Source organism: Actinomyces respiraculi, from assembly GCF_014595995.2.
GTDB lineage: Bacteria > Actinomycetota > Actinomycetes > Actinomycetales > Actinomycetaceae > Actinomyces > Actinomyces respiraculi.
The window spans coordinates 1399588-1416943 of record NZ_CP063989.1 but is presented as its reverse complement, the minus strand read 5'-3'; the positions used below and the strand labels follow the sequence as shown (position 1 = coordinate 1416943).

Below are 17356 nucleotides of genomic sequence, written 5' to 3'. Positions count from 1 at the left end.
GCTCAGCCCTGCCCGCCGGTGTCGGGCTCCGCCGTCGCCACGGGCTGAAGCTGCGGCGTGAGGTCGGCGTCGTCGGCGGGCCGCCAGGTCTCAGCCTCAGCCGGGCTCTGCTCGCCCGAGCGGATGTCCTTGACGGAGTCGCCCTCGCCGTCGGCCCCCGGGAACCAGACGAAGGGGATGCCGCGCTTGTCCGCGAACTTGATCTGCTTGCCGAACTTGGCGGCCGTGGGGGCCACGTCCGCCGAGATGCCGCGGCGACGCAGCGTGTCCGCGACGGTGTCGGAGGCCGCGCGGTGCTCCTCGTCGGTGACGGCCACGAGCACCGCGGTGGGCACCGCCCGGCTGACCTCGACCAGGCCGTCGGCGAGCACGCGCGACAGCAGCCGGGACAGGCCGATGGAGATGCCCACGCCCGGGAAGGTGCGCTTGCCGTTGGTGGCGAGGTTGTCGAATCGTCCGCCGGAGCACACCGAGCCCAGGTCCTCGGCACCGGCCATGAAGGACTCGTAGACCGTGCCCGTGTAGTAGTCCAGGCCGCGGGCGATCTTGAGGTCCGCGATGATCGCACCCGGGCGACGGCGGTGGGCGGCGTCGAGCAGGGCGGTGAGCTCGTCCAGGCCGGTGAGCAGCAGCTCGTGCGGCGCGGCGCCCTCAAGGGCCGCCAGGACGGCCTCGCGCACGGCCTCGGGCTCCTGTCCCGTGATTGTCGCCAGCCTCAGGGCCGCGGCGGCCTGCTGCGCGGTGGTGCCGACGGTGCTGACGAGCTCGTCGGCCACGGCCTGGGCACCGATCTTGTCGAGCTTGTCCACCACGCGCAGCACCTCGATGAGCTGGTCCTCACCGATGCCGACGGACTGGTAGAAGCCCTGAGCGACCTTGCGGTTGGAGACGTGGATCGTCACCGGCGGGATGGGCAGGGCCGCCAGGGCCTCGCTCATGACGAGGGGGACCTCGACGTCGTAGTGCAGGGGCAGGGCGCCGTCCCCGACGACGTCGATGTCGACCTGGTAGAACTCGCGGAAGCGGCCCTCCTGGGGGCGCTCACCGCGCCAGACCTTCTGGATCTGGTAGCGCTTGAAGGGGAAGGTGAGCACACCCGCGTTGTCCACCACGTAGCGGGTGAAGGGCACGGTGAGGTCGAAGTGCAGGCCCAGCTGCTTGGACGGGTCGGTGGAGTCACGGTCCCGCGGGTCCGCCTGTAGGCGCGAGAGCAGGTAGACCTCCTTGGAGGTCTCGCCCTTCTTCGTCAGCTGGGCTAGCGGCTCGACCGCGCGCGTCTCGATCCCGCAGAAGCCGTGCAGCTCGAAGGTGCGGCGCAGCTGGTCGATGAAGGCCTGCTCGACGACGCGGCCCGCGGGGAGCCACTCGGGGAACCCGGAGAGGGAGGACTGCGCCGGACGTACCTGTGCTGATGACATGCGCGCATTGTGTCATGAGGCCCGCCCCGGCCCTCGCTCCGCTCAGGCCCGCCGTAGTTGTGCGCCGTGCCCGCCCCGGCCCTCGCTCCGCTCAGGCCCGCCGGTCCCCTCCTCTGATCCTGGCCTCGGCCAGGTACGGGTTGCCGTGGTGCTCGTGCTCCATCGTGGTGACGGCGCCGTGCCCGCCCCGGCCCTCGCTCCGCTCAGGCCCGCCGGTCCCCTCCTCTGATCCTGGCCTCGGCCAGGTACGGGTTGCCGTGGTGCTCGTGCTCCATCGTGGTGACGGCGCCGTGCCCGGGCAGCAGCACCGTCTCAGGGGCAATCGCGGAGGCCAGGAAGCGCAGCGTCGCCCACATCTGCACCTGGTCGCCGCCCGGCAGGTCCGTGCGCCCCACGCTGCCCTTGAAGATGACGTCCCCGGACAAGGCCACGAGGTAGTCCCTCTCCTCGATCGCCGAGGGGTCGTCGAGGACCTCCGCCTCGAAGAGGAGCTGGTTGTCGCCCAGGCGGGCGTTGAGGAAGAACATCGAGGAGCCCTCCGAGTGGCCGGGGGCGGCCACCGCCTGCAGCCCAACACCGGGGACGATCTCGAAGGCCCGGGTGAAGCCCTCGGCCGGGAAGGCCCGCAGGTCCGTCGGCGCCAGCCAGGGGCTGCCCGCCATCTCGGCGAAGCCCATGCCGCTGGCCCGGATGCCCGTCGTCGCGTCCGGGTCCTCGAGGCGGTAGCGGTCCGGTTCGGGCACGTACACCGGCACCGTGACGGCGTCGTCCGATGACAACAGGCCCTCGGCGTGGGCGGCATCGATGAGCCTCTGGGCATCCCACACGTGGTCGGCGTGAGCGTGGGTGAGCAGAACTGCGCCGAGCGTGAGCCGGTTCGAGCGCAGCAGCGCCAGGGCTCCCCGGGTGGCCCCGGCCCCGGGGTCGACGACGAGGGCCGACCGGTCGGGCCCTGCCGCCAGGACGTAGCAGTTGGCTCCGAAGACGGCGGCGAGGGTGCGCTCGAGGATCATGCGCCCAGCCTACCGGGGGCGACGCCCCAGTCCCGAGCCGAGCCCGCGGTCACGCACTCAGTCGCGACCCCGCAGGGAGGGGCTTGCACGCTCATGTGACAGTTGTTAACGGTTGTCCTGGGGTTTGAGGGGGTCGCCTCGGCTCCCATGTGCATCGCGGGTGCCCTTGCACATGGGAGCCGAAGCTCTTCACCACGCCGATCTCAAAAACCGCGGAATCCTGCGGTTTTCGACAGAGGCCGAAAAGCGTGAGCGTGCAAGCCGCACCACCGCACCGACCAGGGCGGGCGACACCGTACCCACAAGCACCACGGCCGCCGTCTGCCCCATCCAGGTCACGGGCCGAGCCGCCGTCGAAGGCCCCAGCAGGATCCCTCCCAGCGCCAGCGCGCCAATGGGGAAGGTCGCGCCGAACCACCCAGGGGTGAAGGGCATATCGCCACCGCGCCCACCACGGACTGCCCCACGATGCCCAGTGGGATGAGCGCCGATGGGTCCGGGCTGACAAGCAGACCAAGGCGTCGCGTGGTGGGGCTGGGCACGGTATCCCATGCTGCCACGCCCGAGCCGACTGCCATCAGACCATCGTCACACCGCCGTCCGGCTGCCGGGACACCGCCGGGGCTCGGGCTACCGCACTGCGCCGGAGGCGGGCCGGGCGGGCTCCATCTCCAGGCGCCGACCCACCCAGTGCCGGGTCAGCCAACGGTCGTGGCTGGCAACGAGCAGCGTCCCGCTCCACCCCGCCAGCGCCTGCTCCAGCGCCTCGATCGTGTCCAGGTCGAGGTAGTTGGTCGGCTCATCAATGACCAGGACCTCTGGGGCCGCCGCGGCCGCCAGGGCGAGCTGCACACGCCGCTGGTTGCCCGCGGACAGCTCGCCCACGCACCGGTGCCAGTAGGCGGGGTGCAGGACCCCGGTGCCGCGCTCGCCGATGCCGCGGGCCCAGGTCTCCTCGTCCAGGCCCCTGTCGCCGGGGCGCGGCAGCCGCTGGGGCACGACAGCGAGGGCTCCGTCGAGGGTGAGCGTGCCCGTGGCCTGCTCCGCCGGGGCACGGCCGGTGGCGGCCCAACGCAGCAGGGTGCTCTTGCCACAGCCGTTGGGGCCGGTGAGCAGCAGGTGCTCGCCGACCCTGAGGTCAAGGGTCACGGGGGCGAGACGTCCGGGGACGGCGGCCTGGCGCGCGGCGAGGGCCACGCCCGCTCCAGCGGCCACCGGCGGCAGGTCGAGGTGAAGGCGGTACTCGCGGGGCTTGCGCACCTCGCGGGCGGTCAGGGCCTCCATCTTGCGGTCGTCGTGGTGGGCGCGGCGCGTGAAGGTCTTCGAGGCCCGGTCGGCGAAGAACTTCTTCTGCTTGCCGGATGCCTCCTTCAGCCGCACCCCACCGCGGGCGATGTCCTCGCTGGCGCGCCGGTGGGCCCGGATGTCCCTCTTGCCCTCCTGCTGGGCGGTGTGCAGGGCCGCATGGCCGGCCCGGGCAGCCGCCTTGCGCACGAGGTAGTCCGTGTAGGTGCCGGCGCAGCGCTGCACACCCGGCAGAGCCGGGGCGCCCTCGGCGGTCACCAGCGCCTGCCAAGGCGCGGTGTCGAGGTCGAGCAGGACCGTGGCGACGTCGTCGAGGAAGGCGCGGTCATGGCTGGCGAGCAGCACCGGCCCGCCGAAGTCGATGAGGAAGGCGGTGAGGTAGGCGATGGCCTCGTCGTCCAGGTGGTTGGTGGGTTCGTCCAGGATGAGGGCCGACGGCGAGGCCAGCAGTGTCGCGGCCAGCTCCAGGCGTCCGCGCTGGCCCGGCGAGAGGGTGAGGAGGTCACGTCCTCGGCCCTCGGGCCCGGTGAGCGCCGCGAGGCCGAGACCGGCGAGGGTCTGCTCGATGCGCGCCTCCAGCCCCCACACGTCGGCGGCGGTCATGGCGGCCAGCAGGTGGTCGTACTCGCGGGTCAGGCGGGTCTCGTCGGCCGCCGACGGCGAGGAGGCGAGGGCGGCGGCGACCTCGTCGAAGCGGGTGAGCAGGTCGCGCGGGGCCGCGGTGGCGGCGTCGAGGTAGTCCCCGACGCTGCCCGTCATGGTGAGCACGTCCGGGGCCGGGCGCAGCCCACAGCCCCAGTCATCCAGGCCGGTGACGGTGGCGCTGCCGGAGTCGGGGGCGAGGGCTCCGGTGACGAGCTGGAGCAGGGTGGTCTTACCGCAGCCATTCGGACCCACGAGACAGGCGCGTTCGCCGTCGACGACGGTGAAGGAGACCCTCTCGAGCAGCGGCTCGGCAGTGTGGGAGAAGGTGAGGTCAATGAGAGTGATCGCGGGCATGAGGGCTCCTGGGCGCAGCGGTACGGGCGGGGCGTGACCCGGCTCCGGCGGTTTCGGCCGGAGGGGCAGGGGCTCAAACGATCACGGGCTGAGATTACCAGGACCGTTTCCAGCCGCGCGATGGCGCCGGAACACCGGTGAGCACGTAGACTTTCGGGTGCTGCCTCCTGCCGAGGCGGCACCCATCATCCGGCCGCGCGCCGGGCGAGAACGGAACGGACCACCGTGTCCCACCCCGTCAACCCATGAAGGAGCACACCGTGACCGAGCAGACCCAGCCGGACACCGAGGGCGTCGTGGACCTCGAGCCCACCGCCACGACTGAGCAGACGGCCGTCGAGGCCGCCACCTCCCCCGCCGAGCAGGACGCCGCCGTGTCCGCCGCCGTCGGCATGTCCGACGAGAAGACCAGTGAGAAGACCGACGAGGAGCCCGAGGCGGCCGAGGCCACTGAGGACAGTGAGGCCACCCCGGCCGCCGACACCGACGTGCCTGAGGCCACCGCCGAGGCGAGCGAGGCGCCCGCTGAGGCCAGTGAGGCCGCTGAGGTGCCTGTCGAGACGTCCGAGGCTGCTTCTGAGCCCGCCGCGTCACCCGCCGCCGTCCCCACCCCCACCGCGCCCGCCGAGCCTGAGGTCGACCCCCAGGAGGCCATGGACGCCGCCAAGTGGGGCCGCGTCGACGGCGAGGGCCGTGTCTATGTCCAGGACGCCGACACCGAGCGCGAGGTCGGTCAGTTCCCCGACGCCCCCATCGCCGAGGCCCTGGCCTTCTACGTGCGCCGGTTCCTCGACCTCAAGGCCACCGTCGACCTCTTCGCCACGCGCCTGCCCCAGCTCTCAGTGCGTGAGATCGACTCCACGGTCTCCTCCCTGGAGGAGTCGCTCAAGGCGCCGGCCGCCGTCGGCGACCTCGAGGGTCTGCGTGCGCGCTTCGCGGCCCTCAAGGACGTCGCCTCTGAGCGGCGTGCCGCGGTCAACGCCGAGCGTGCCGCCGCCCGTGAGCAGGCGCTCAAGGACCGCACCGCGCTCGTCGAGCGCGCCGAGGCCATCGCCGACCAGGACCCGGGCCGCACGCAGTGGAAGAACTCGGGCGCCGAGCTGCGCGACCTGCTCGAGCAGTGGAAGGGTGCCCAGCGCCGTGGCCCGCGCCTGGACCGCCCCACCGAGGACGGCCTGTGGAAGCGCTTCAGCCACGCCCGCACCACCTTCGACCGCCACCGCCGTCAGTACTTCTCCGAGCTCGACGCCAAGCAGTCCGCGGTCAAGGCCGCCAAGGAGGCGCTCATCAAGCGCGCCGAGGAGCTCTCCGGCTCCACGGACTGGGCGGGCACCTCCGCCAAGTACCGCGACCTCATGGAGGAGTGGAAGAAGGCCGGACGCGCCTCCCGCAAGGAGGACGACGCCCTGTGGGCCCGCTTCCGCGCCGCCCAGCAGGTCTTCTTCGACGCTCGCCGCGCCAAGGACGAGGCCACCGACACCGAGTACGCCGAGAACCTCAAGGTCAAGGAGGCGCTCGTCGCCAAGGCCGAGGCGCTGCTGCCGATCAAGGACGTCAAGGTCGCCAAGAAGGCCCTGCGCCCGATCCAGGACGCCTGGGAGGAGGTCGGCCGCGTGCCCAGGGCTGCCGTGCGCCGCATCGAGGGCCGTATGCGCGCCGTCGAGGACGCCATCCGCGACGCGGAGAACGCCGAATGGCGCCGCAGCGACCCTGAGACCAAGGCGCGTGCTGAGGGGCTGGCCGGCCAGCTCGAGGACTCCATCGCCGCGCTCGAGCGCGACCTCGAGGCCGCCCGCAGCGCCGGCAACACGAAGAAGGTCGCAGAGGCTGAGGCTGCTCTCACCGCCCGGCGCGCCTGGCTGGAGCAGGTGCGCCTGTCCAGCCGCGCCTGAACGCGCACGGCCGGGAGCCACGCTCCTGACCAACGTGGCGGGCCCCGTCGCCCTCGGGGTGGCGGGGCCCGCCACGTCCTCCTCCGTCCACAGGCCGGTTTGCCTGTCCCACCGGTCCACAGACATGCAGGCCCACCGTCAATTCACAGACCCGGCCGCCCGCCTGCCGCCACCTGTCCACAGCCTCGGCTCACGCCTCGTGCTAAGAGCACCCAGCGGTGCACGATGCGCTCATGACGCACCGCCTCGGCTCCCCCACCGGCACCCCCACTGCCTCCGCCTCCAGCGCGGGCCCGCGCGCCACGGCCCTGGCGGCTCTGCGCGCCCCAGTCCTGCGCCCCACACGCCCCGCCCTCGGGGCACTCGAAGCCTACGAGCGCGCCGTCCTGCGCGACGCACGTCTCGACGCCAGGATCCTCACAGACGTCGTCGGCACAGCCGTGCCCACGGACCTGTTGCGCACCCCTGTCCAGCGGGCGCGCGCCCTGGCCGCTCTCGTCCCCCGCGGCGCCGTCGTCGGCGGCGAGGCCGCCCTGTGGGTGCACACCGGCGGGCGCGCACCCTCATCCCTGGCCCTCATCATCCCCTCACGCCAAGGCCGCGGCCCTGGCACGGTCGTCTACCGCGGGTCGGTGCCGCCCTGCGACGTCGTCACACTCGGTGGCCTGCGGTGCCTGGGCCTGGCGCGAGCGGTAGTGGACCTCGCGCGTACGGCCGTTCCGGCCCGCGCCGTCGAGGTGGTCCTGACCGCCCGGTCCCTCGGGCTGAACAGCACCGAACTGCACCTGGCACTGACCCGCTGCCGGGGTGCCGCCTGCCGGGGCCGGCCGCGCGCCCGGAGGATCATCGAGGCGCTCGTGCCTTCCGCTCAGCCGTGACGGCGGGAGGTGGAGGTCGAGCGGTGGGCCTCAAACACGCCGTCGATACGGCGCAGGGAGGACAGGGTGTGGTCCAGGTGGCTGGGGGCGGCCAGCTCCACGACGAAGCGGGCCGTCACCACCCGGTCCCGGCTGGTCGAGATATTCGCGCTCATGAGGTTGACGTGGTTGTCCGCGAGCACTCGCGTGATGTCGGCCAGCAGCCCGCCGCGGTCCAGGGCCTCGACGTCGATCTGCACGAGGTAGGCGGACTGCGCGTGGTCCGCCCAGCGCACCGCCACGATCCGCTCGGGCTCGCGCTGGAGATGGTCGACGTTCTGGCAGTCCGCCCGGTGGACGGAGATCCCGGAGCCGCGCGTGATGAAGCCGACGATGGGATCGCCGGGCATGGGTGTGCAGCAGCGCGCAAGCTTGACGTAGATGTCCCCCTCGTCCATGCCCTCGACGATGACGCCTGAGTCGGAGCGAGGGCGCTGGTGGGCGCGCGCGGCCTTCGTCGGCAGGACGCCCTCGGCCAGGGTCTCCTCCGTGCCCGCCTCGCCGCCCAGCGCCGCCACCAACGTGTCGACGACGTGCTGGGCGGAGACATGCCCCTCCCCGACCGCCGCGTACAGGCCGTCGATGTCGCCCTTGTCGAGGATCTTGGCAACGTCCGTCAGGGACTCGTGGCTCATGAGCCGCTGGATCGGCAGATCCTTCTTGCGCAGGGCACGCGCGATGAGGGACTTGCCCTCCTCGATGGCCTCCTCGCGCCGCTCCTTGGAGAACCAGGAGCGGATCTTGTTGCGTGCCCGGTTGGAGCCGATGAAGCTGAGCCAGTCGCGGCTCGGCCCGGCGCCCTGCGCCTTGGAGGTGAAGACCTCGACGTTGTCGCCGTTCTCCAGGCGCGTGTCCAGCGGGACCAGGCGCCCGTTGACCCTCGCGCCCACCGTGCGGTGACCGACCTCCGTGTGCACGGCGTAGGCGAAGTCCACGGGCGTCGAGCCGCTGGGCAGGGCCAGCACGTCACCCTTGGGGGTGAAGACGTAGACCTGGGTGCCGGCCATCTCGTAGCGCAGCGAGTCCAGGAACTCGGTGGGGTCCTGCGTCTCCTTCTGCCAGTCGACGAGCTGGCGCAGCCACGCCATCTCACCGGCGTCCTCCTCGCCCTTGCCCCGCACCGGAGCCGGGCCGGAGGCGTTGGGGTCCTCCTTGTACTTCCAGTGGGCCGCGACACCGTACTCCGCCATGCGGTGCATCTCATGGGTGCGGATCTGGATCTCCACGGGCTTGCCGTCAGGACCGACCACCGTGGTGTGCAGGGACTGGTAGAGGTTGAATTTGGGGACTGCGATGTAGTCCTTGAAACGTCCGGACATCGGGGTCCAGCGCGAGTGCAGCGCGCCGAGGACCGCGTAACAGTCCTGGATGGTGTCGACGATGACGCGCACAGCCACGAGGTCGTAGATGTCGTCGAAGTCCTTACCCCTCACGATCATCTTCTGGTAGATCGAGTAGTAGTGCTTCGGCCGCCCGGTGACGGTGCCCTTGATCTTGTTGAGCCGCAGGTCCTCCTCGATCTGCAGGCGGACCTGGCGCAGGTACTCCTCACGGGCGGGCGCGCGCTCGGCGACCATGTGCTCGATCTCGTCGTACACGCCCGGATAGAGGGCCTTGAAGGACCGGTCCTCCAGTTCCCACTTGATCGTGTTCATGCCCAGGCGGTGCGCCAGCGGGGCGTAGATCTCCAGGGTCTCCTTGGCCTTGCGCGCCGCGTTCTCCTTGGACACGTGCTTCCACGTGCGCGCGTTGTGCAGCCGGTCCCCAAGCTTGATGAGCAGCACGCGGATGTCCTTGGACATCGCGACAATCATTTTGCGCACCGTCTCAGCCTGGGCGGCGTCACCGTACTGGAGCTTGTCAAGCTTGGTGACGCCGTCGACGAGCAGGGCGATCTCGTCACCGAAGTCGGCCCGCAGGCGCTCGAGCGAGTAGTCGGTGTCCTCGACGGTGTCATGCAGCAGGGCGGCCGCGAGGGTCTGCGGGGTCATGCCGAGCTCACCGAGGATCGTGGCCACCGCCACCGGGTGGGTGATATACGGCTCGCCGGACTTACGCTTCTGGCCCTCATGGGCTTTCTCGGCCACCTGGTAGGCGCGCACGATGAGACTCGTGTCCGCCTTGGGGTGGTTGGCACGCAGGGCGCGCAGCAGCGGCTCGATGGCGGCGGGCGTGGAGTGTCCGCGGGACCCGAACCAGGCCAGCCGGCTGCGCACCCGGGAGCCGGGGACGAGGGTGTCGTCGGCTGCGTCGGTGGTGCTGCGCGTGTCCGTCATAGCCGGATCATAGGACCACGCGCGCCGCCAACGGTGTCAGGACGAGGGGTAGACGACGACGGAGTCGACCTGCCGTCCGGGCAACTGCTCGCGTCCGCCGAGCCCAGCGAGCTCGAGCAGCATGCAGACGGCGACGACCTGGGCGCCGGAGCGCTCCAGCAGGTCGATCGAGGCCGCCGCGGTGCCGCCGGTGGCGAGCACGTCGTCGATGACGAGCACGCGCTGGCCCTCCTGGACCGTTTCGGGGCGCAACTCCATGCGGGCGGAGCCGTACTCGAGGTCGTAGTCCACGCCGAGGACGGGGCCGGGAAGCTTGCCGCCCTTGCGGACGGTGAGCATGCCGATGCCCAAGGTGTAGGCCAGCGGGGCGGCAAGGATGAAGCCACGCGACTCCAGGCCGGCGACGGCGTCGATGTGTCCCCGGTAGTGCTCGGCGAGGCCGGTGATGAAGGTGGAGAAGGCCTCGCCGTTGGCCAGCAGCGGGGTGATGTCGCGGAACAGGACGCCGGGCTCGGGGAAGTCTGGCACCTCGCGGAGGTTGTCCAGAACGAGGCCGGTGAGCTCGGTGGGCAGGGAGTTGGGGAATGTCATGACCGCTTCTTCTTCCTCTTGGGCTGGGCGGCGACTCCCAGGTGGTGGCCCGGGATCAGGGGGGATGCTGCGGGGGCGGCGGCCAGGGAGGCCACGGCCTGCGGGTCGTCACCGGCCTCGGCCAGGCGTTGGGCGCGGGCCTCAGTCACCTTCTGCGTGTGCTCGACGACGGCCTTCTCACGGCGGCGCATGTCCACCAGCAGCGGGGTCGCCAGGAAGACGGAGGACAGGGTTCCGGCGATCATGCCGATGAACAGCGTCAGGGCGATGTCGCGCAGGGTGCCGGCCCCGAGGATGAAGGCGCCGACGACGAGCAGGGAGGCTACGGGCAGCACGCCGACGACGGAGGTGTTGACCGAGCGCACGAAGGTCTGGTTGACGGCGAGGTTGGCCAGCTCGGGGTAGGTCGAGCGCGTCTGGGCCTGCCAGGCGTCGGTGTTCTCACGGATCTTGTCGAAGACGACCACCGTGTCGTACAGGGAGTACCCGAGGATCGTCAGCACACCGATGATGGTGGCGGGCGTGACCTCGAAGCCGGTGGCGGCGTACACGCCGACGGTCACGAGGATGTCGTGGCACAGGGCGAGCAACGCGGCCACTGCCATCTTCCAGGTGCGGAAGTACGCCCAGATGAGGGCTCCGACGAGCAGGAAGAACAGGATGAGGCCGCGCAGGGCCTTGGAGGTGACGTCCGAGGACCAGGTGGGGCCGATGGTCGTGGCGGAAACGTTGGTGGTCTCCACGTTGTAGGCCTCGGCCAGGGCGGTGCGCAGCGCGTCGCTCTGGTCGGAGGTCAGCTCGGCGGTCTGGACGCGCACGGAGGAGGCGCCCGTGGTGGTCACAGCGGTGGAGGCGGGCAGTCCCTGGGCGGTCACGACGGCGTTGGCCGGCGCCTCGCCGGGGGACTCGATGCCCGTGACGGTGACCTCGGTGCCGCCCTTGAAGTCAATACCCGGGTTGAGCCCGACGGTGCCGAGCAGGATGAGGGCGATGGCGATGACGCTCAGGGCGATCGCGTACCAGACCTTGCGCTTGGCGATGAAGGGGATCGAGGTCCTGCCGGAGTAGAGCTCGTTGCCGAGCTGGGCCAGGTTCTTCACTTGTCCTCGCCCTCCTTTCGGCTCGAGGCGGGTGCAGCGACGGCGTCGGCTCCCCCGCCGGTACTCTCGGCGGCGCGGGCGGCCTTGCGCCGTGCCAGGGAGGTGGCGGCGGCGTCGGCCAGCGCCTGGCGTCCACGGCCGTAGACGGACTGGGACCGGGCACCCAGGTGCTCGGGGTCGAGCCCGGACAGGCGGTGCCCCTGACCGAAGAACGGCAGGCGCAGAATCCACACCATCATCGGGTGGGTGAACAGGATGATGACGCCGAGGTCAACGATGGTGGTGACACCCAGGGTGAAGGCGAAGCCCTGGACCCCGCCGACGGCCAGGAAGTAGAGCACGACGGCGGCGACGAGGTTGACGGCGTCGGAGACGACGATGGTGCGCCGGGCGTGCAGCCAGCCCTCGTTGACGGCGGCGACGAGTGTGCGCCCAGAACGGACCTCGTCGCGCACGCGCTCGAAGTAGATGATGAAGGAGTCCATCGTGATACCGATGGAGATGATGAGTCCGGCCACGCCCGCCAGGGACAGGCGGTAGCCCATACCCCAGGACAGCAGGGTGATCGCCAGGTAGGTCACGGCCGCGGCGACCAGGAGCGAGGCGACGGCGATGACCGACAGCCCGCGGTACTGCCAGGTCAGGTAGACGATGATGAGCAGGAAGCCCACCAGTCCGGCGATCAGGCCGTTGCGCAGCTGCTCGGTGCCCAGGGTGGCGGAGACGGCCTGCTCGGACTGGACGGTGAAGGTCAGCGGCAGGGAGCCGAAGGACAGCTGGTTGGCGAGCGTGTTCGCGCTCTCCTGGGTGAAGCCGCCCGAGATCTGCACCTTGCCGTCGGTGATGCCGGTGGTGACCGACTTGTTGAAGCCGGAGGCCATGAGGGTCAGGCCGTCGAGGACGATGGCGAACTGGGCCTTGGCCGAGTTGACGCTGGCCGGGCTGTTGATCCCGCCGGTGGAGGTGCCGGTGGTGGCCGGCGCGGCGTCTCGGTAGCCGATGAGGCGCGAGGAGACCTCGGAGAAGGTCTGGGTGCCCTGGCTGTTGAACTCGAGGTTGACGACCCAGTTGTTGGTCGTCACGCCCTGGCTGGTGACCTCGAGGGAGGAGTCCGCCTTGGCGATGTCGGTGCCGGCGATGTCGGCGGGCCCCAGGATGTAGGTGGCGCCCTGGCCGTCGCGGGCGCAGGAGATGACGGCGACGGTCGGGTCCTGGGCGGTCCCGGTGAGGTTGGCCGGGTCCTTGCAGTCGGTCATGTAGGCGTCGTAGATCAGCTGCTCGCTGATCCAGGAGTCGGAGGAGTTGTCCTCCGAGGTCGAGGGCAGGGGGTCGGAGGAGATGGTGCCGTCACCGTTGACGTCGGCGTTGGTCCGGGCGATGTCTTCCGCCGTCGCGGTGGGCTGGGCGCCAGTAGTCTGGATCGGCGTGCCGCCCGTGATGAGCCGGTGGAACCCGTTTTTGAGGAGGAAGGGGCTCTGGACGGATCCGCCGGCGGCGGCCGCTGCGGAGGCCTCGGCCGAGGCGGAGGCCTGAGCCTGGGCGGCGTACTGGTTCTGCGCCTCAGCCAGGGCAGCGGCGGAGCTCCGGATGGTCCGGATGACGGGGCGGAAGTACAGCACGGCGGAGGTGCGCACGAGGGCGAGGGTCTCCTCCGAGGGGGTGCCGGGCAGGGAGACGACGATGTTCTGGCCGCCCTGGCGGGAGATCTGGGCCTCGGAGACGCCGGAGGCGTCCACACGCTGACGGATGATCCCGATGGCCTGCTCGATGTCCTCGTCGGAGATGGCCGAGCCGTCGCTGGTGGTCGGCGTGAGGATGATCTGGGTGCCGCCCTCGAGGTCGAGGGCGAGGCCCGGTGTCATCGACGTCCGTCCGGTAGCGGCGCCGACGGCGAGCGCGCCGAATCCGAGCGCGATGAGGAGGAGCAGCACCAGGAGCTGTCGCCCCGGGCGCCTGAGCTGTTTGGTGGACACGCGGTTGTTCCTCGTGGGGGTTGTCGTGGTGTGGGCGCGGTACAAGCGGTCTCGAGGATGCGCCGCGCGCCGATCTGGGGATGGTTCGTGGGGCCCTCAGGCCCGCCCGGTGGTCTCGTCGGGGCCGGAGGTCTCCTCGACGACGGCGGGATCCTGGTCGGCCGGGATCTCGGTCCCGGTGACGTCCTCGTCGTCCTGGACGGAGGCGAAGGGGGGCTCCTCGGCTCCGACGATGGCGCTCTTGGCCCACAGGGACTCGTCGCCAAGCGGGGTGGCCAGGGTGACGACCTCGCCGTCGACCTCAACGACCCTGCCGTAGAAGCCGGCGCGGGTGCGCACCCACGTGCCGGGCTCAGCCAGAGCCTCGTCGGTACGCGCCTGCTGCTGGGCCTGGAGCTTCTTCTGCTGCTTGCCGGCGAAGTGCGACATGGCCAAGAAGGCCAGCAGCATGGCAAGGATCATCCAGAGCATGGAGGGGTCTCCGTTCGGTCGCGTCAGCCGCACCAGGACATGGGCAGCCTCCGCGAGTCTAGGTCACTGCTCGGCTTCCGTGCCGCCAGCAACGTCACTCGACGGTGTGACTCGCGCCCCGGTTTGTCCGCAACGGTGCGCCCGCTCACCCGAAGAGGGTGCCCTCCGCGGGGACCTCAAGGCCCAGGTGCGCGTAGGCGGCCCGGGTGGCGGCCCGGCCCTGGCGGGTGCGCACCATCAGTCCCTCGCGCACGAGGTAGGGCTCTGCGACCGTCTCAACGGTCTCCGGCTCCTCCCCGACGCTCACGGCCAGTGTGGCCAGACCCACGGGACCACCGCCGAAGCGGGTGCACAGGGCCTGCAGGACCGAGCGGTCCAGCCGGTCCAGGCCGAGGGCGTCGACCTCGAAGACCTCCAGCGCGGCACGAGCGGCCTCAAGGTCGAGGCATCCGGGCGTGCCGTGAACCTCGGCCCAGTCCTGCACACGCCGCAGAAGCCGGTTGGCGATACGGGGGGTGCCGCGCGAGCGGCGGGCGAGCTCGGTGCCGGCCTCGGGGTCCAGGTGCACGCCGAGCAGTCCGGCGGAGCGGGCGACGATGCGGCCCAGCTCGGCGGGCCCGTAGTAGTCCAGGTGCCCGGTGAAACCGAAGCGGTCACGCAGCGGGGCGGGCAGCAGGCCCGCGCGGGTGGTGGCGCCGACGACGGTGAAGGGCGGCAGCGTCAGCGGGATCGAGGTGGCCCCGGGCCCCTTGCCGACGATGACGTCCACCCGGTAGTCCTCCATCGCCAGGTAGAGCATCTCCTCGGCGGTGCGCGCCAGGCGGTGGATCTCGTCAATGAAGAGGACGTCGCCCTCCTCCAGCGAGGACAGGATCGCGGCGAGGTCTCCGGCGTGCTGGACGGCGGGTCCGCTCGTCAGGCGCAGGGAGCCCTCGACCTCCGCGGCGATGATCATCGCGAGGGTGGTCTTGCCCAGTCCGGGCGGGCCTGAGAGCAGGACGTGGTCCGGGGTGGTGCCACGGGCCAGGGCGGCACGCAGGACGACGGAGAGCTGGCCGCGCACGACCTCCTGGCCGACGAAGTCCTCCAGCCGCTTGGGGCGCAGTGCCGCCTCGGCGGCCCGCTCGGTCTCGTCGGCGCCGTCGGCAACGACGCGGTCGTACTCAGCCACGGTGGCCGCCTCCCAACCACCTGAGCGAGGCGCGCAGGAGCTCGGGCACGGGCATGGGGGCGGCCCCCTCCCCGTTGGCGGCTGTGTGGGCGGCCTCGACGGTGCTCACAGCCTCCGCCGCCGCGGCCTCGTTCCAGCCGAGCTGGACGAGGGCGGCGACGACGTCGGGGCAGGGGGCGGGGCCCGTGCTCGAGGCGGTGCCCGCCCCGGTGCCGGCGTCGGCGGGCTCCTCGCCCGTCACGGGGCCGAGCTTGTCGCCGACGTCGATGATGACCCGCTGGGCGCCCTTGGGGCCCAGGCCGGGCACCCGGGTGAGGGCGGCGACGTCGGCACCGGCGATGGCGCGGCGCAGGGTGTCGGGAGTGTGCACGCTCAGCACCGCCAGCGCGAGCCGGGCGCCCACACCCTTGGCACCCATGAGGACCCTGAAGCAGTGGCGCTCGTCGGCGTCGGCAAAACCGACGAGGGTGAGGGAGTCCTCGCGGACGATGAGCTCGGTGTGGACCAGGGCCTCCTGGCCCGGGCGCAGGCCGGCGAGGGTGGCCGGCGTCGCCTGGAAGGTCATGCCGACGCCGCCGACCTCGATGGTGGCGCCGCTCAGTGAGGTCTCGAGCACGGTGCCGCGCAAGGAGGCGATCATCGGGGCTTCTCCTAGGGTGAGGGTGACGGCGCCCGCCGTCGAACGTCTGTACAGACCGTACCAGGTGTGGCCGGGTGTCAGCGCCTTGGACGGCGCGGGTCGACCGCGCCAGTGCGGCGGGCGGCCGCCTGGGCCTCAGCCCACTGGCGCTGGGCGGGCGTGCGGGCGCTGGTCCGCACCTGTCCCCCGGCCGAGACCATGTCGGTGGCGCCGTCCGCACCGGTGCCACCGCCACGCCACCCGTGGCAGATCGCCTGGGCGAGGGCGTCGGCGGCGTCCGCGGGGCTGGGCGGCTCGGACAGGCCGAGGATGCGCGCGACCATGGCCTGCACCTGCGGCTTGTCCGCCGTGCCGGAGCCGGTGACAGCGGCCTTGGCCTCGCTGGGGGTGTGCTGGGCGACCTCGAGGCCGTGGCGGGCTCCCGCGAGCATCGCCACGCCCATGACCTGAGCCACCCCGATGACGGAGCGCAGGTTGTCCTGGGCGAAGACGCGCTCGACGGACACGCTTGTGGGCCCCAGGCGGGCGATCCAGTCGTCCAGGGCCTCAGCGATGGCCAGCAGGCGCAGCTCGGGGCTCTGTGACGGGGGTGTGCGCACGACCCCCACCTCCACGAGACGTACGTGGCGGCGGGGGTCGATATCCACACAGCCCAGGCCGCAGCGGGTCAGCCCGGGGTCAACCCCGAGGACCCGCTGCTCGGCGACGACGGCGCTGCGCGAGCGGGCGGCGCCCGCGGGCCGGGTGCTCAGTCCTCGTCCTCAAGCTGGGCGGCGACGTCGGCGGGGATCTCGACGGAGGTGAAGACGTTCTGGACGTCGTCCAGGTCCTCAAGCGCGTCGATCAGGCGCATAACCTTGCGGGCGCCCTCGAGGTCCACCTCGACCTTGGTGCCGGCCACGAACTGGGACTCGGCGGACTCGTACTCCCAGCCGGCACCGGTGACGGCGTCGCGCACGGCGATGAGGGCATGCGGCTCGGAGATGATCTCGAAGGACTCGGCGCCCTCAACGACCTCCTCGACGTCCGCGCCGGACTCGAGCACGGCCATGAGGATGGCGTCCTCGTCGACGCCGTCGGCCTTGGCGACCTCGACGACGCCCTTGCGCGAGAAGTTGTAGGCCACGGAGCCGGGGTCCGCGAGGTTGCCGCCCGTGCGGCTGAAGGCGACGCGCACGTCGGAGGCGGCGCGGTTGCGGTTGTCGGTGAGGCACTCGACGAGGAAGGCGACGCCGGCCGGGCCGTAGCCCTCGTACATGATCGTCTGCCAGTCGGCGCCGCCGGCCTCCTCACCGGAGCCGCGCTTGACGGCACGGGTGATGTTGTCGGCGGGCACCGAGTTGCGCTTGGCCTTCTGGATGGCGTCGAAGAGGGTCGGGTTGCCGGCGGGGTCACCACCGCCGGTGCGGGCCGCGACCTCGATGTTCTTGATGAGGCGGGCGAAGAGCTTGCCGCGCTTGGCGTCGATAGCCGCCTTCTTGTGCTTGGTGGTGGCCCACTTGGAGTGTCCCGACATGTGTCCTCCTGGGAGTCGAGGGTGGCGCGCTGCCCGGGCCGACGCCCGGCAGTGGTGGCGAGAAGAGCCCGCGC

At 71.5% G+C, this 17356-nt stretch carries 15 protein-coding genes; 2 read left to right on the top strand and 13 right to left on the bottom strand.

All coding sequences use genetic code 11. The features are described from left to right. Positions 1 to 2: 2 nt before the first annotated feature. The 4 genes from hisS to ID810_RS05900 form a co-directional block, all read right to left on the bottom strand. Positions 3 to 1418 carry a histidine--tRNA ligase gene (hisS, locus tag ID810_RS05915; RefSeq protein ID WP_166855030.1) on the bottom strand — a complete coding sequence of 472 codons (1416 nt, stop codon included), beginning with the start codon at positions 1416 to 1418 and terminating at the stop codon, positions 3 to 5. Between the two features lie 203 nt (positions 1419 to 1621). Further along, entirely contained in the window at positions 1622 to 2431 is an 810-nt protein-coding gene (locus ID810_RS05910; RefSeq protein ID WP_166855031.1) for an MBL fold metallo-hydrolase, read from the bottom strand. Between the two features lie 189 nt (positions 2432 to 2620). Continuing rightward, positions 2621 to 2866 carry a hypothetical protein gene (locus ID810_RS12820; protein WP_166855032.1) on the bottom strand — a complete coding sequence of 82 codons (246 nt, stop codon included), beginning with the start codon at positions 2864 to 2866 and terminating at the stop codon, positions 2621 to 2623. Between the two features lie 195 nt (positions 2867 to 3061). Further along, on the bottom strand, positions 3062 to 4735 hold the full coding sequence (locus tag ID810_RS05900) for an ATP-binding cassette domain-containing protein (RefSeq protein WP_166855033.1): 1674 nt from the start codon (positions 4733 to 4735) through the stop codon (positions 3062 to 3064). A gap of 260 nt (positions 4736 to 4995) precedes the next feature. On the opposite strand from ID810_RS05900, the gene ID810_RS05895 reads away from it, so the two are divergent. Then, complete coding sequence (locus tag ID810_RS05895; protein ID WP_166855034.1) at positions 4996 to 6627, top strand: DUF349 domain-containing protein; 1632 nt, start codon at positions 4996 to 4998, stop codon at positions 6625 to 6627. 233 nt (positions 6628 to 6860) lie between these two features. After that, positions 6861 to 7505, top strand: a complete 645-nt coding sequence (locus ID810_RS05890; RefSeq protein ID WP_166855035.1) for a hypothetical protein — start codon at positions 6861 to 6863, stop codon at positions 7503 to 7505. Here ID810_RS05890 and ID810_RS05885 read toward each other — a convergent pair. The 9 genes from ID810_RS05885 to ID810_RS05845 all read right to left on the bottom strand — a co-directional run bounded on the left by ID810_RS05885 (position 7496) and on the right by ID810_RS05845 (position 17282). Beyond that, positions 7496 to 9820: a RelA/SpoT family protein gene (locus ID810_RS05885; protein ID WP_166855036.1), complete on the bottom strand. Its 2325-nt coding sequence runs from the start codon at positions 9818 to 9820 to the stop codon at positions 7496 to 7498. The genes ID810_RS05890 and ID810_RS05885 overlap by 10 nt on opposite strands. 36 nt (positions 9821 to 9856) lie before the next feature. Continuing rightward, positions 9857 to 10411, bottom strand: coding sequence for an adenine phosphoribosyltransferase (locus ID810_RS05880; protein ID WP_166855037.1), 555 nt, complete (start codon positions 10409 to 10411; stop codon positions 9857 to 9859). Next, the gene (gene secF / locus ID810_RS05875) at positions 10408 to 11511 is read right to left on the bottom strand and encodes a protein translocase subunit SecF (RefSeq protein WP_166855038.1); all 1104 of its coding nucleotides are present in this window, start codon (positions 11509 to 11511) and stop codon (positions 10408 to 10410) included. The genes ID810_RS05880 and secF overlap by 4 nt, the downstream gene beginning before the upstream one ends. After that, positions 11508 to 13484: a protein translocase subunit SecD gene (secD, locus tag ID810_RS05870; RefSeq protein ID WP_166855039.1), complete on the bottom strand. Its 1977-nt coding sequence runs from the start codon at positions 13482 to 13484 to the stop codon at positions 11508 to 11510. Before secD ends, secF begins: the two co-directional genes overlap by 4 nt. Positions 13485 to 13580: 96 nt before the next feature. After that, the gene (locus tag ID810_RS05865) at positions 13581 to 13955 is read right to left on the bottom strand and encodes a preprotein translocase subunit YajC (protein ID WP_166855040.1); all 375 of its coding nucleotides are present in this window, start codon (positions 13953 to 13955) and stop codon (positions 13581 to 13583) included. Positions 13956 to 14100: 145 nt separating this feature from the next. Next, complete coding sequence (gene ruvB, locus ID810_RS05860; RefSeq protein WP_166855041.1) at positions 14101 to 15126, bottom strand: Holliday junction branch migration DNA helicase RuvB; 1026 nt, start codon at positions 15124 to 15126, stop codon at positions 14101 to 14103. Continuing rightward, positions 15119 to 15766 (bottom strand): Holliday junction branch migration protein RuvA, encoded by a 648-nt coding sequence (gene ruvA, locus ID810_RS05855; RefSeq protein WP_166855042.1) that lies wholly within the window; start codon positions 15764 to 15766, stop codon positions 15119 to 15121. The genes ruvB and ruvA overlap by 8 nt, the downstream gene beginning before the upstream one ends. A 77-nt stretch (positions 15767 to 15843) precedes the next feature. Beyond that, entirely contained in the window at positions 15844 to 16518 is a 675-nt protein-coding gene (ruvC, locus tag ID810_RS05850) for a crossover junction endodeoxyribonuclease RuvC (protein ID WP_166855111.1), read from the bottom strand. Beyond that, the gene (locus tag ID810_RS05845) at positions 16515 to 17282 is read right to left on the bottom strand and encodes a YebC/PmpR family DNA-binding transcriptional regulator (RefSeq protein WP_166855043.1); all 768 of its coding nucleotides are present in this window, start codon (positions 17280 to 17282) and stop codon (positions 16515 to 16517) included. The genes ruvC and ID810_RS05845 overlap by 4 nt, the downstream gene beginning before the upstream one ends. Positions 17283 to 17356: the final 74 nt, after the last annotated feature.

What these genes read in the sequence shown, in the direction of transcription:
- hisS (WP_166855030.1), bottom strand. Translation starts at nt 1,418, where the DNA reads ATGTCATCAGCACAGGTACGTCCGGCGCAGTCCTCCCTCTCCGGGTTC.
- ID810_RS05910 (WP_166855031.1), bottom strand. Translation starts at nt 2,431, where the DNA reads ATGATCCTCGAGCGCACCCTCGCCGCCGTCTTCGGAGCCAACTGCTAC.
- ID810_RS12820 (WP_166855032.1), bottom strand. Translation starts at nt 2,866, where the DNA reads ATGCCCTTCACCCCTGGGTGGTTCGGCGCGACCTTCCCCATTGGCGCG.
- ID810_RS05900 (WP_166855033.1), bottom strand. Translation starts at nt 4,735, where the DNA reads ATGCCCGCGATCACTCTCATTGACCTCACCTTCTCCCACACTGCCGAG.
- ID810_RS05890 (WP_166855035.1), top strand. Translation starts at nt 6,861, where the DNA reads ATGACGCACCGCCTCGGCTCCCCCACCGGCACCCCCACTGCCTCCGCC.
- ID810_RS05885 (WP_166855036.1), bottom strand. Translation starts at nt 9,820, where the DNA reads ATGACGGACACGCGCAGCACCACCGACGCAGCCGACGACACCCTCGTC.
- ID810_RS05880 (WP_166855037.1), bottom strand. Translation starts at nt 10,411, where the DNA reads ATGACATTCCCCAACTCCCTGCCCACCGAGCTCACCGGCCTCGTTCTG.
- ID810_RS05865 (WP_166855040.1), bottom strand. Translation starts at nt 13,955, where the DNA reads ATGCTCTGGATGATCCTTGCCATGCTGCTGGCCTTCTTGGCCATGTCG.
- ruvA (WP_166855042.1), bottom strand. Translation starts at nt 15,766, where the DNA reads ATGATCGCCTCCTTGCGCGGCACCGTGCTCGAGACCTCACTGAGCGGC.
- ID810_RS05845 (WP_166855043.1), bottom strand. Translation starts at nt 17,282, where the DNA reads ATGTCGGGACACTCCAAGTGGGCCACCACCAAGCACAAGAAGGCGGCT.